The organism is Streptomyces lucensis JCM 4490 (genome assembly GCF_014650035.1).
GTDB lineage: Bacteria > Actinomycetota > Actinomycetes > Streptomycetales > Streptomycetaceae > Streptomyces > Streptomyces lucensis.
The window spans coordinates 216,171-229,500 of record NZ_BMUE01000009.1; the positions used below are offsets into that span (position 1 = coordinate 216,171).

Below are 13,330 nucleotides of genomic sequence, written 5' to 3' on the forward strand. Positions count from 1 at the left end.
CCCCTCGAATGTGGACATCGTACACAAGGGGTGGTCGCCGACCGCCCGGACGTACTTCCACCAGGGGGATTCCGCTTCTCATGGGCAAGATCACGCACTTCGTGCACCAGTCGCTGGACGGCTTCATCGAAGGACCGAACGGCGAGTTCGACTGGCCCCGGATGGACAGCGAGCTGTCCGCCCACTCGCAGGCCCTCACCGGAAGCGCCGACATCTTCCTGTACGGCCGCAAGGTGTGGGACATGATGTCCGGCTTCTGGCCCCGCGCCGAGGAGTTCTCCACCCACGAGCACGACCTCGCGTTCGCGCCCCTGTGGCGCGAGGCGTCCAAGGTCGTCGTCTCCTCCACGCTGACCGAGGCCGACTGGAACACCCGCGTCATCGGCACCGACGTGGTCGAGCGGCTCACCGCCCTCAAGGACAGCGGCGCGCACCTGCTGCTGTTCGGCGGAGCCACGCTGGCCGGCTTCCTGACCCAGCACCAGCTGATCGACGAGTACCAGATCTTCGTGCACCCCGTCGTCCTCGGCGGCGGCCGCCGCGTCTTCACCGCCCCCCAGCAGCGGTTCGACCTCACCCTGACCGAGACCCGGACCTTCGACTCCCAGGTGGTCCTCCTCCGTCACGAACGGGCCGGCCGGACCGCCCACTGAGGCCCCTCCCCCGGCGGGCGGGCGGAGACCGATGAGTTTCGCCGTGGCCGGCAGTCAGAACCAGAGACCACGGCGGGTACGCCTCGGCAGCGCGTGTGATCGAAGCGCGCACCGGCTAAAGCTTCTTGTACCCAGACACGACATACCGGAGGAATTCGAAGATGCGTCCCCTGATCAGCACCGCTTTCATCTCCCTCGACGGCGTCGTGGACTCCCCGGGCGGCGAGCCCGGCTACCGCAACTCCGGCTGGACCTTCAAGAACATCGACTTCCTGCCCGAGGCGTTCGAGATCAAGGGCCGCGAGCAGGAGGAGGCCACCGCCATGCTCATGGGCCGGACCAGCTACGAGGCGTTCAGCCCGGTGTGGCCGGACATGGCGGACTTCGCCGGTTACAAGGTGATGCCGAAGTACGTCGTCTCCACCACCCTCACCGACGACGACCTGGTGACGAACTGGGGCGAGACCACGATCCTGCGCTCGCTCGACGACGTCGCCGCGCTCAAGGAGACCGAGGGCGGCCCGATCATCGTCCACGGCAGCGCCTCCCTCAACCAGGCCCTCTCGGACGCCGGCCTGATCGACCGCTACCACCTCCTCGTCTTCCCGCTCCTCCTCGGAGCCGGCAAGCGCCTGTTCAGCACCACCGACAAGGACGCGCAGAAGCTGAGGCTCGTCGAACACGAGGCGTACGCCAACGGCCTGCAGAAGAACGTCTTCGACGTCGTCCGCTGACCAGTCCCCCGCACCCCCGGAGCACGCACCGACCGAAGGACGGAACCCGGCATGACCACCACGCCGAAAGGCCCTGCCAGCTACTTCCCCTCGATCGAGAAGAAGTACGGCCGCCCGATCACGGAATGGAAGGACCTCATCCGCTCCTCACCCCTGACCAAGCACATGGAACTCGTCACCTGGCTGAAGACCGAACACGGCCTGGGTCACGGTCACGCCAACGCTCTGGTCGCCCACACCCTCGCCGAGGACGCCGGCAACTGAACCGCCCCGACGGGGACTTCGAGTCCGGCGGCCGAAGAGGCTGTCCCATCGCCGACCCATCGGACACACTCACGCTCTAGCGTGGTTCCGCCTCGGTGAGGCCAGTACGAGGCGGTGCGCGGCGAGGACTGGGGGGTCCATGCGTCTTACGGTCAGCGGCAGCACTCACCGGGTGCCGCGATGAAGGCGGAATGGGTCTCCGCCGTGGCAGTGGCCTTCTCCGCCGTCCTGGTCCCGTCGGCCGTCTTCTTCGCCGCGCTCCAGTGGCGCGCGACGGCCCGCCAGTCCGTTCACGCGGCCAAAGCGGCGGACGCCGCGATCTACCAGAACATCACTCAGCAGTTCTTCGAGATCAACCGGATGTTCCTGCGGGAGCCGAGGCTGCGGGCCTACTTCTACGACGGGAAGCCGCCGCCCCGTCGGGGCAGGGGCAAGGCCCGCGTCCGCATCATGGCGGCGATGCTGCTCGACTTCATGGACACGGCGCTGTTGCAGGGAGGAACGATCCCCGGGGGTTACGTCACCGCCTGGGAGGCGTTCTTCCGGGACCTCTACGGCACGAGTCCCATGTTGCAGCAGTTATGGGCCGAGACCCGCGAGTGGTACGGGCCTGAGATCAGGCAGTTGCTGGACGGCCCTGATCGGACGGGGATCCCGCCGGGCCCCTGAGGCGGGCCGCCGGTCACCCGGGCCCGGCCGTCACGGCACCAGCACGAGCTTGCCCTTGGACGCCGACTCCGCCAGCAGGTCGTGAGCGCGACGGGCGTCGGACAGCGGCACGCGCTCCGCCACGACCGGATGGATCGCGCCGCGACGCAGCAGTTCGAGCAGCGTGCGGAGGTCCTGCTGGAACCACTCCCGGTAGCGGGGACCTCCCCCGACCGGGCAGGCAGGGGGCCGGCGGCCGACGGGAAGCACCTGCCGGCGGTCGCGCAGCTTCTGGATGCGGTAGGCGAGCACCCGCCGACGGGGCGACAGCAGGCCCCACAGGGCGACGGCCGCCGTCGCGCCGTACCACTCGGCCCAGCCCCGCCAGCTGCCGCGCCCGTGCTCCAGCATGGCGTAGTGGCCGAACACGACGAGCCTTCCGCCTGGAATCAACGCACGGAACGAGCGCAGCGAGAGGGCGCCGCCGAGGCCGTCGAGGACCACGTCGACGCCCCCGCCCGGGAGGGCGCGCAGCCTGGTCACGAAATCCTCGTCGCGGTAGTCGATCGCGACGGCGCCGTGCCGCTCGACCGCGGCGGTGTCGCGCGCCGACGCGGTCCCGTAGAGGCGCAGGCCGGCCAGCGCCCCGAGTTCGAGGACCGCCGTGCCCACCCTGCCCGCCGCGCCGTGCACGAGCACCCGTTCCCCGCCCTTCACCTGCGCCATGCGGTGGAGCAGCTGGTAGGCGGTCACATAGGTGAGGACGAGACCGACGACCTCCGCCGGATCGAGGTCGTCGGGCACCTCGACGGCATCCGCCTCCAGCAGGCAGACGTGCTCGGCGTAGGCGCCCCACACCGTGAGCGCGGCGACGCGGTCGCCCTTCCGCAGCCGCGAGCAGCCCGGGCCGGGTTCCTCCACGACGCCGACGAGTTCGTAACCCGGTGTGAACGGCGGCTCCGGCACTCCGAGGTAGGTACCCGCGCGCAGCAAGGCATCGGTGAACGACACCCCGGCGGCCAACACCCGGACGCGCACCTCGCCCGGGCCCGGCCGGGGAACCGGCTCCTCCACGACCCTCAGCACCTCGGGCCCGCCGAAGTGATCGACGACTACGCGCTTCACGTTCTCAGGCTAAGCGGACACGCACCGATCGGGCATTTCGCGGGGAAGGCCCCACTGGTCCGCGTCCCCGCCCGCCGGCCCGCTACGAGCCCGGCGGCGCGTCGGCCGGCACCTCCGCCCACACCGTCTTGCCCAGGGGATGCCGGGGTGCCGAGCCCCAGCGCGAGGCCAGCACGTCCACCAGGAGCAGGCCACGGCCCGACTCGCCCTCGGGGTGTGACGAGGGCGGGGCCGCGGGTGGCCGTTTCGCGGCGGCGGCGTCGGCGACCTCGATCCGGACCAGGCGACGCGTCTCGTCGAGGTCGAGGCGGAGCCGGAAGTCGTGTCCCGCGACCCGGCCGTGCCGCACGGCGTTCGCCGCGAGTTCGCCGACGACGAGGGCGACCGCGCACGACGTGTCCGACTCCGGCGGATACCCCCACTCCCCCATGCGCCGCACGGCCGAACGCCGGGCGAGGCTCGCGCCCCGGGGAGTCGAGGCGAACTGTGCGGCGAGCACGGGCACGGGTCGCGGGTCCTCGGCCGAGGTGGTCGTTCCTGTCAGCACGGCGTGTCCGTCCTTGCGAGTCGAGCCTTGCGCACGACCCGCGCTGTACGCGAGTCGTCACGTTCCGTACTCAAGCGTCGTCCGGCCGCCCTACGCTCGGAAGAGGACACAGCCTTACCTTTCACCTCGTAAGGAACGGAAGTGACGCCTTGGCCAACGGAATTGACCCCAGCACGTCGATGGCCGCGCTGTTCGGCGCACGGGTTCGCCGGCTGCGTACGGCGGCGGGGCTGACCCAGGCCGAACTGGGCGCCAGGACACACGTGGTGAGCACGCGGATCACCCAGATCGAGCGGGCGTCCGGGGCGAAACCGACGCTGGAGCTGGCGCGTGCGCTGGACGCGGTGCTGGGGGCGGACAACCTGCTGGTGGAGCTGTGGCCGTACGTGTACCGGGAGGCGTTTCCGGACTGGTCGCGGGCATTCATCGCGCACTCCGAGCGGGCCGTGGCCATGCACGAGTACGCGGCACACGTAGTGCCAGGACTGCTGCAGACCAGGGAGTACGCGAGAGCCGTTCTGAGCGTCGGCCTGACACTAAGCGGTGACGAGCAGTTGGAAGAGCGGCTTGCAGCCCGCATGACGCGGCAGGAACGGCTCAGTTCGACCGCCCGGCCGGAGTTGTGGGTAGTGCTCGACGAGGCGGTGCTCAGGCGCCCTGTCGGTGGACACGACGTGATGCACGCACAGTTGGAGCTGTTGCTCTCTGTGGCAGCGGGACACAACATCACGGTTCAGGTGCTGCCGTTCGACCAGGGCGAGCACGACGCAATGGGCGGTTCACTGACGGTGCTGACACTGCCGGACGGCTCCGAAGTCGCCTACACAGAGGGCGCGCATTACGGCCAACTCATCGAGGATCCAGCCGAAGTCAGGCGCTACACAGTGACCTACGATCGGCTGCGGGCGAACGCCCTGCCCCCGCTCATGTCGCTCGACATGATCCGGTCCGCGATGGAGGGATACAACCGTGGAGCGAATGTCCCGTCCCGATCTGAACGCCGTCGTGTGGCGCAGGAGCAGCTACAGCAATCAGGAGGGCGGCAACTGCGTGGAGGTCGCCGGCGGATTCCGGGCAGCCGTCGTCCCCGTCCGTGACAGCAAGGTCCCGCACGGTCCGGCGCTGTGCTTCCGAGCCGCCTCCTGGACCGCCTTCATAGGCGAGTTGAAGACCGGGCGGTAAGCCACCGCCTCCGCGTCGGCCAGGCCCCGGCCGTGGTGCGTAATTCCGTTCCGCCGGAGCCTCGTTCGCGAGGGTCCGGCCGGCCGCTGATCTCCTTGAAGAACCGGGGGAAAGAACTTCCCGCCCGCCCACCCTCCCCGCCAGGAGGCCCAGTTCACCCGTCCGAGTGACCAGCTTGCGGGGGCGGGATACGGACGGTTACGTTCACGGCAACAACCACAGACAAGTTCGGCCCCCGGCCGGGACGGCAATCCCGATCGAGGGCCTGACCGATCAGGAAGCGAACGCCTTCCCGATGGCTGACCTTCAGTCTAACGCGCGCCTGCGCGCCGCCGCCGGAACTCCGACCACCGGCGTGATCCACATCCGCACCCGGCTCGCCGCCGACTTCACGGTGATCTCCAACGCCCTCGCCCAGCGGCGCGGCAGCGCGGTCACAGTGGGCGTCGCGGCGTACATCTCCTCCCTCCCCGACGGTTCCTCCGTGAGCATCACCGCCCTGTGCGAGCACTTCAGCGAGGGCGAGATCCTCATCTCGCGAGCACTGCGGGAACTGGAGGCCGCCGGCTACCTGGAACGCCGCCGGGAGCGGTTGCCGTCGGGGCAGATCCGTACCCGGACGTTCTTCTACGACGTTCCCTGGGGCGACGGAACGGACCCGGACGGCCCGCCGGAGCCGCCCCGGCCCCGGAAGCCGCCCGCAGTCGAGACGATCACGCCCGCCTCCACCGCGCCTCCGGACCAGCCGAACGAACCGGAACCGGCCGGGCTCTCCGACGCCGATCCCCAGGCAGTCGCCGTCCTCGCCTCGCTCCGCCGCGTCGATCCACGTCTGATCCTGTCCGAACGGGAGGCCCTACGGCTGGCCCCGGCCGTCGGCGAGTGGCTCACGGCCGGCGTCGCGCCCGCCCAGATCACCGCGCTGCTGACCGCACGGCTCCCCGACCGCTTCCTGACCCGCCCGGCGGGCATCCTCGCCTTCCGGCTCCGCGAGACGCCCCTGCCCGCACCGCCTCCACTCCCACGTGCGCTCACCGGGCACACGGACCGCCCGGCGGTGCTGCCCTTCCAGACCTGCGACGGCTGCGAGCGCGCGTTCCGCGCACAGGAACCGGGGCGCTGCCGGGACTGCCGGGACCACGCCGTCCGGGGAGGGTGGCGTGCGGCCGGCTGAGCCGGTCGTACGTTGTCGGTGTGGTGTGAGCGCGGGCTGGATAGCCTGGTTGTGCCGCATCGCGTCTTGTATGAGCGGTGTGCGGTGAGCAGGGGGGCTCCATGCGACTCGCGGACAGCAGCAGTGTTCGCGCTTCGGCCGACGCCGGGGCGGATGAGGTGTTCTTCAGTTACCCCAGGGCGGATCGGGCCGCTGTGCTTCCGTTGGTGGAGGCGTTGCGGGCCGCTGGATTGAGCGTCTTCCTCGACGAGTCCGGCATCGACGAGTTCGAGGGCATCACCGACACGATCCGGTCGGCGCTCGCGGGGGCACGGTTGTTCGTGGCCTACTACTCCGCCGTCTATCCCACCCGGCCGGCCTGCCAGTGGGAGCTGCTGACCGCGTTCCGCGCGGCCACCGCGCTGGGGCAGGCGAGCGAGCGCATCCTGGTCGTCAATCCGGACCCCACGCCGGATCACGTCCAGCCCGTGCAGTTGCGGGACGCCCGGTACTGCACCGCTGGTGAGCCGGAGTCCGTGACGCGGCTGGTGGAGCGGGTCGTGGAGCGTGCGGCGAAGTCCCCCGGGTGTCTGGGGGATGCCATCGAGGCTCGGCGGCCGGTGTGGCGGCCGGTGGAGCATGTGGGGTCCGAGCGGTTCATCGGGCGGGTGGACGAGTTCTGGCAGCTGCATCACGCGCTGCACGCCTTCGAGTACCCCGCCACTCAGGACGGGGCCTCGGCCGGCCAGGCCGTCGTCATCGGGCTGGGCGGAGTGGGAAAGACGCTCCTGGTCGAGCAGTACGCCCGGCGCTTCGCCTCCTACTACCCCGGCGGCATCTACTGGTTCACCTCGGCCGCGAGCCACGCCCCGGAGGCGGACGGTTCCGAGGGGGTGCAGGTGGATGTGCGCGCGCAGTTCTACCAGCAGGTCGCGGCGGCGCTGGCCCTCGACACCAACGCGCTTGAGCCGGTGCAGGTCCGGGAAGCCGCGCGCCGCCGCCTTGAGGAAGTCGGCCAGCCCTGTCTGTGGATCGTCGACGACGTTCCCGGTCAGCTCCCGGCCGAGCTGGTGCGGGAGCTCGCCGCGCCGCATCCGCTGGGCCGGACGGTTCTGACCTCGCGCTGGCGCGGCTACCAGTTACCGGTCGTCGACGTGGACGTGCTGCAAGCCGACGAGGCGTACCACCTCCTCACCACCGCCCGCGCACCCGCTGGGCCGGACGAGGAGACGGCCGCGCGGACGCTGGTCCAGCGCCTGGGCTCGCACGCCCTGGCCGTCGACCTGGCCCGCGGCTGCCTCGCCGACCAGCCCGGTCTGACGTACGCCGAACTCCTCGACCAGCTCGCCGACACCAAGGACGGCGACGCCTTCCAGGAGCTGGTCGACGACCTGTTCATGCAGGTGCCCACCGACCACACCAGGGACATCGCCGCCACTTTCAAACGCAGCCTGCAGCACCTCGACGACCACGCCTTGACCTTGCTGCGGGTGGCCGCACTGCTCGCTCCTGCGCCGCTACCGGAGCGCCTGCTGTCGGGTATCAGCTCCGCGCTAAGCCCTGGGGACGAACGGTCGGCGCGGCGCGCGGACCGGCGGGCGCTGTCGGCCTCCCAAAGACGCTCACTCATCCGTCAGACCGGAACCGAGCCACCGAGCTGGTTCGTGCACGCGCTGGTGAGCCGCACGCTGACCCTGCAACCCGATGCGGCGGCCCTCAGGCCCATTCTTCGCCGAGCAGCCCTGAAGGCCACGATCCGCCTCATGCAGTCCGTCTACATCCCTGGCAGGCTTGATGTGGCCGACGTCATGCCTCACGCCCGCGCCCTGGTCGAGGAACTCGACATAGGTGAAAGCTTCGTGCTGCTGGAGAGCGTGGCTCGCTACGGCTACGAGAGCGGACAACCCGCCAGCGCCGCACACGACTACGGACTACTTGTCGACGCATATACCGCCCACTTGAGCAGCGACCACCAGCTGACACTGATCGCCCGCAACAACGTCGCCAACGCCTACCGAGCGATGGGGGATACGGGCCGGGCCATCCCGCTGCTGCAGCAGAACCTCGCCGCCCGTATACGCGTACTGGGCGAAGACCATCCCAGCACTCTGACCTCCCGCAACAGCCTCGCCTACGCCTACCAGCAGGCAGGAGACCTGGAACGAGCCATCTCCCTGCACGCGCAGACCCTCGCCGCCCGTGTACGTGTACTGGGCGAAGACCACCCCCACGCCCTGATCTCCCGCAACAACCTCGCCCTCGCCTACCAGCAGGCAGGAGACCTGGAACGAGCCATCCCCCAGCACGCGCAGACCCTCGCCGCCCGTGTACGTGTACTGGGCGAAGACCACCCCGACACCCTGACCTCCCGCAACAACCTCGCGGGCGCCTACCAGACGGCAGGAGACCTGGAACGAGCCATCCCCCAGCACGCGCAGACCCTCGCCGCCCGTATACGCGTACTGGGCGAAGACCACCCCGACACCCTGACCTCCCGCAACAACCTCGCGGGCGCCTACCAGACGGCAGGCAACCTGAAACGGGCGATCCCCCTACTGCAGCAGAACCTCGCCGAGAGCGTGCGGGTACTGGGTAATGACCACCCCGACACCCTGACCTCCCGGAACAACCTCGCCTGCGCTTATCTCAAGGTAGGCGATATGAAACGGGCCATCCCTCTGATGGAGCGAAACCTGGCCGACAGTGAGCGAATTCTGGGTGAGGACAGCCCGCAGACTAGGATCTTCCGAGAAAATCTGTCCCATACCCTGCGGCACTGTTCCACGTAGCCCTCTCCTCCCCAGAACTCCCACGCACAGCGCGTCCTTTTCGGGCGAAACTCGCTCGTGCTTGTCCCGCCGCACCGGGCCGTGCGCCGTCCGCACCGCGGTGGGACCCGCCCCCCGACACCCCCACCCCCCGAAGATCTAGGCTTCCTACCGGGAGGAGCCCCGCTTCTCCCAGGTCCGTGCAGTCGCGCAGCCACATGGTGGGAGTCATGAAGGAAGCCCCGTCGAACTTCTGGTCGGTCTATCAGCACGGGTTCGCGCGTGTCGCCGCGTGCACGGGTCACACCGTCATCGCCGATCCGCGTGCCAACGCCGAGGCGGTCCTGCGGCACGGGCGGCGGTGTTCGCAGGAGGGTGTCGCCGTCGCCGTCTTCCCGGAGCTGGGGCTCACCGGGTACGCCGTCGACGACCTGCTGCTGCAGGACGCCCTGCTCGACGACGTCGAGGCCGCCCTCGCCGACCTGGTCGCCGGGTCCGCCGAGCTGCTGCCGGTGCTGGTCGTCGGCGCCCCGCTGCGCCACCGCGGCCGGATCTACAACTGCGCCGTGCTCGTGCACCGCGGCCGCGTGCTCGGTGTCGTGCCGAAGTCGTACCCGCCGAACTACCGGGAGTTCTACGAGCGCCGGCAGATCGCGGGCGGTGACGACGAGCGGGGCGGGAGCATCCGGGTCGGCGGCGCCGACGTGCCGTTCGGGGTGGATCTGCTGTTCGAGGCCGCGGACGTGCCCGGACTCGTCGTGCACGCCGAGGTGTGCGAGGACATGTGGGTCCCGGTGCCGCCCAGCGCCGAGGCGGCCCTGGCCGGCGCCACCGTGCTCGTGAACCTCTCCGGCAGCCCCATCACCGTCGGCCGCGCCGAGGACCGGCGGCTGCTGTGCCGGTCGGCGTCCTCGCGCTGCCTGGCCGCGTACGTCTACGCGGCGGCCGGTCTCGGCGAGTCGACCACCGACCTGTCCTGGGACGGCCAGACCCTCATCTACGAGAACGGCGTGCTGCTGGCCGAGACCGAGCGCTTCCCGCTCGACGAGAGTTACGCGGTGGCCGACGTCGACCTCGACCTGCTGCGGCAGGAGCGGCAGCGGATGGGCACGTTCGGCGAGAACCGCCGTACCCACGCCGCGCGGACCGGGGACTTCCGCACGGTGTCCTTCGACCTCGAGCCTCCGGTCACCGACCTCGGACTGCGCCGGCGCGTCGAGCGCTTCCCGTTCGTGCCCACCGACCCCGAGCGGCTCGCCCTCGACTGCTACGAGGCGTACAACATCCAGGTCGCCGGGCTGCAGCAGCGGCTCGCGGCGATCGGCGGCCCGAAGGTCGTCATCGGCGTGTCCGGCGGCCTCGACTCCACGCACGCGCTGATCGTCGCCGCCCGGGCGATGGACCGCGCGGGCCGGCCGCGCAGCGACATCCTCGCCTTCACCCTGCCCGGCTTCGCCACCAGCGACCACACCAAGGACAACGCCCACAAGCTGATGCGCGCGCTCGGCGTCACCGCGGCCGAGCTGGACATCACGCCGACGGCGCGGCTGATGCTGAAGGAGATCGGCCACCCGTTCGCCGCCGGGGAGCCGGTGTACGACGTCACCTTCGAGAACGTGCAGGCCGGTCTGCGCACCGACTACCTGTTCCGGCTGGCCAACCAGCGCGGCGGCATCGTGCTCGGCACCGGCGACCTGTCCGAGCTGGCGCTCGGCTGGTCCACGTACGGCGTCGGCGACCAGATGAGCCACTACAACGTCAACTCCGGCGTGCCGAAGACGCTGATCCAGCACCTGATCCGCTGGGTCATCAGCAGCGAGCAGTTCGACGCGGAGACCGGCGGGATCCTGGCCGCGATCCTGGACACGGAGATCAGCCCGGAACTGGTGCCGGGCGAGGAGATGCAGTCCACCGAGTCGAAGATCGGCCCGTACGCGCTGCACGACTTCACTCTCTTCCAGGTGCTCCGGTACGGCTTCCGGCCCTCGAAGATCGCCTTCCTGGCCTGGCACGCCTGGCACGACCCGGAGGCCGGCGCCTGGCCGCCCGGCTTCCCCGAGGCGAAGCGGGGTGCGTACCGCCTGGCGGAGATCCGGCACTGGCTGGAGGTGTTCTGCCGCCGGTTCTTCGCGTTCTCGCAGTTCAAGCGGTCGGCCATGCCCAACGGGCCGAAGGTGTCGGCCGGCGGTTCCCTCTCGCCGCGCGGCGACTGGCGGGCCCCGTCCGACGGCAACGCGCACGCCTGGCTCCGCGACCTGGAGCGGTTCGACCTGGACGCCGCGGAGGCGGGACGTGCGCAGGCAGGACGGGCGCAGCCCGGACGGGCGCAGGGCTGACGCCGGTCGCCCGAGCGCCCTCAGTTGTTCCAGGTCTCGTCGTACGGGTCGTGCGGGACCGGTACCGGCCTCGCGGAGGCGACCTTCAGGTACGGGACGGGGCCGTTGTTGACCGGGTCGCGGGTCAGCCGGGGGGTGTAGGTGCCGGTGACCTCCAGCCAGGCGTCCGGGCGCAGCACCGGGGGCAGCTCGCCGGTCAGGGCGATCTTCACCGGCTGGGCGTCCGCCGCGCAGCAGTTGAGGGCCATGCGCACCAGGTAGGGCGTGCCCGAGCGGTCCAGGGCGAGGAAGCCGGTGACGCGGACGGTACGGCCGTGCAGCGAACGGCCGTGGCCGTAGGCGGCGCGGGAGGCGTAGTCGACCACGGAGAGCGGCGCCGGGTCGGCGGCGGGCATCCTCCCGTAGCCGTACGGCTTCTGCAGGGCCGTGCCCGAGCGCAGGGCGCTGTAGGAGCCGAGGGCCGGCGGGGCGACCAGGATGAGGGCGAGGAGGGGGAGCAGCAGGAGCCAGGAGACGCGGGGTTCGGGGTGGGAAGGGTGGGCGTGGTCCACTTCGGTGCCGTGGCCCGCGGGGCTCCTGCCGGCCGCCGTCTTGCGGTGCCGTCTGCGTTCGTACCAGGCCGTCGCCAGGGCCGTGGCGATCAGGGCCGCTCCGGCGGCCAGCAGCAGCGGGCGCAGGCCGGCCTTGACGTACCGCAGGTAGAGGCCGGTGGTGCCGGCGTGCAGCAGGGTGGCGCCGAGGAGGAAGAGGACGGCCGTCTGGCTCTGGCGGTTCACAGCAGCACCGTCCCGGTCAGTACGGCGCCGGTCACGGCCAGCGCGAAGGTGGTGGGGGCGAAGCGGAACGCGAAGGCACGGCCGAAGGTGCCGGCCTGCATGGCGAAGAGCTTGAGGTCGATCATCGGGCCCACCACCAGGAACACCAGCTTGGCCGTCGGGGAGAACTGGGTGAGGGAGGCCGCGACGAACGCGTCCGCCTCCGAGCAGATCGACAGCAGTACGGCCAGCGCGGCGAGGGCGAGGACGGAGAACAGGGGGTTGCCGGCCGCCGTGCGCAGCCAGGTCGCCGGGGTCGCCGCCTTCAGCGTGGCCGCCGCCATCGCGCCGAGCACCAGGAAGCCGCCCGCGTGCACGGTGTCGTGCCGGACCGAGTTCCAGAAGGTCTCCCCCTTGGTGGCCCCCTCGTGCGCGCCGTGGGCGGATGGGCGCAGCCAGTCGGTACGGCCCAGGCGCTGCCACAGCCAGCCCATCGCGCAGGCCACCAGCAGGCTCGCCAGGAACCGGGCGAGGACCATCTCCGGGTTCCGGGGGAAGGCGACGGCGGTCGCGGTCAGCACGATCGGGTTGATCGCGGGCGCGGACAGCAGGAAGGCGAGGGCGGCGGCGGGGGTCACGCCCCTGCGGACCAGAGCCCCCGCCACCGGCACCGACGCGCACTCGCAGCCCGGCAGCACCGCGCCCGCGACCCCGGCGACGGGGACGGCCAGGGCCGGGTGGCGCGGGAGGGCGCGCGCGAAGAAGGAGGGCGGGACGAACACCGCGATCGCCGCCGACAGCAGCACGCCGAGGACCAGGAAGGGCAGCGCCTGGACGGTCACGGCGACGAACACCGTCATCCAGCTCTGCATCAGCGGACTGCCGAGGGCCCCGCGGATCGGGGACTGGGCGAGCACCGCCAGGACCAGGATCAGGGTCAGCACCAGCGGGGAACTGAGCCGCCGTCCTTCCACCCCGGGCTGCCGGCCGGAGGGACGCGCCGGGTCGCGGGCGTCGGCGCCGGGCGGGGCGTCTTCGGTGATGGCCACGGGCGGACACCTCTCGGCTGTGTTGTTTCCCTCCCCACCGGTACGGGCGGTGTTGTCCGGGCGTTCAGCCCGCCGCTGGAACCGCCCTTCTCGCTGCAACAGTCTTCCTCCTCGTG

The 13,330-nt window shown here is 70.8% G+C and carries 13 protein-coding genes; 9 read left to right on the plus strand and 4 right to left on the minus strand.

Features of this window, described 5'->3' with window-relative positions; genetic code table 11:
• Positions 1-80 precede the first annotated feature (80 nt).
• The 4 genes from IE177_RS21795 to IE177_RS21810 all read left to right on the plus strand — a co-directional run bounded on the left by IE177_RS21795 (position 81) and on the right by IE177_RS21810 (position 2,320).
• Positions 81-653 carry a dihydrofolate reductase family protein gene (locus tag IE177_RS21795; RefSeq protein WP_190017041.1) on the plus strand — a complete coding sequence of 191 codons (573 nt, stop codon included), beginning with the start codon at positions 81-83 and terminating at the stop codon, positions 651-653.
• A gap of 161 nt (positions 654-814) precedes the next feature.
• A complete protein-coding gene (locus IE177_RS21800; RefSeq protein WP_190017042.1) occupies positions 815-1,387 on the plus strand; it encodes a dihydrofolate reductase family protein in 573 nt (190 codons plus the stop codon).
• Between the two features lie 51 nt (positions 1,388-1,438).
• Positions 1,439-1,651 (plus strand): DUF4287 domain-containing protein, encoded by a 213-nt coding sequence (locus IE177_RS21805; RefSeq protein WP_190017043.1) that lies wholly within the window; start codon positions 1,439-1,441, stop codon positions 1,649-1,651.
• A 180-nt stretch (positions 1,652-1,831) separates the two neighbouring features.
• Complete coding sequence (locus tag IE177_RS21810) at positions 1,832-2,320, plus strand: hypothetical protein (RefSeq protein ID WP_190017044.1); 489 nt, start codon at positions 1,832-1,834, stop codon at positions 2,318-2,320.
• Between the two features lie 30 nt (positions 2,321-2,350).
• Here the strand turns inward: IE177_RS21810 and IE177_RS21815 are convergent, their stop codons facing one another.
• A complete protein-coding gene (locus tag IE177_RS21815) occupies positions 2,351-3,424 on the minus strand; it encodes a medium chain dehydrogenase/reductase family protein (RefSeq protein WP_190017045.1) in 1,074 nt (357 codons plus the stop codon).
• A gap of 82 nt (positions 3,425-3,506) precedes the next feature.
• Positions 3,507-3,971: an ATP-binding protein gene (locus IE177_RS21820; protein ID WP_190017046.1), complete on the minus strand. Its 465-nt coding sequence runs from the start codon at positions 3,969-3,971 to the stop codon at positions 3,507-3,509.
• A 179-nt stretch (positions 3,972-4,150) separates the two neighbouring features.
• Here IE177_RS21820 and IE177_RS21825 point away from each other — a divergent pair, with 179 nt between their 5' ends.
• From IE177_RS21825 to IE177_RS21840, 5 genes are all read left to right on the plus strand, one after another.
• Positions 4,151-5,068, plus strand: coding sequence for a helix-turn-helix domain-containing protein (locus IE177_RS21825; protein ID WP_190017122.1), 918 nt, complete (start codon positions 4,151-4,153; stop codon positions 5,066-5,068).
• Positions 5,022-5,153: a DUF397 domain-containing protein gene (locus IE177_RS35140; RefSeq protein ID WP_229816206.1), complete on the plus strand. Its 132-nt coding sequence runs from the start codon at positions 5,022-5,024 to the stop codon at positions 5,151-5,153. Before IE177_RS21825 ends, IE177_RS35140 begins: the two co-directional genes overlap by 47 nt.
• A 295-nt stretch (positions 5,154-5,448) precedes the next feature.
• Positions 5,449-6,327, plus strand: a complete 879-nt coding sequence (locus IE177_RS21830) for a hypothetical protein (RefSeq protein WP_190017047.1) — start codon at positions 5,449-5,451, stop codon at positions 6,325-6,327.
• Positions 6,328-6,428: 101 nt separating this feature from the next.
• Positions 6,429-9,095, plus strand: a complete 2,667-nt coding sequence (locus IE177_RS21835) for a tetratricopeptide repeat protein (RefSeq protein WP_190017048.1) — start codon at positions 6,429-6,431, stop codon at positions 9,093-9,095.
• Positions 9,096-9,304: 209 nt separating this feature from the next.
• On the plus strand, positions 9,305-11,410 hold the full coding sequence (locus IE177_RS21840) for an NAD(+) synthase (RefSeq protein WP_190017049.1): 2,106 nt from the start codon (positions 9,305-9,307) through the stop codon (positions 11,408-11,410).
• Between the two features lie 20 nt (positions 11,411-11,430).
• On the opposite strand, the gene IE177_RS21845 is transcribed toward IE177_RS21840, so the two are convergent.
• Together IE177_RS21845 and IE177_RS21850 are read right to left on the minus strand one after the other, a co-directional pair.
• On the minus strand, positions 11,431-12,186 hold the full coding sequence (locus IE177_RS21845) for a TIGR03943 family putative permease subunit (RefSeq protein WP_190017050.1): 756 nt from the start codon (positions 12,184-12,186) through the stop codon (positions 11,431-11,433).
• Complete coding sequence (locus tag IE177_RS21850) at positions 12,183-13,214, minus strand: permease (RefSeq protein WP_190017051.1); 1,032 nt, start codon at positions 13,212-13,214, stop codon at positions 12,183-12,185. Before IE177_RS21850 ends, IE177_RS21845 begins: the two co-directional genes overlap by 4 nt.
• Positions 13,215-13,330: the final 116 nt, after the last annotated feature.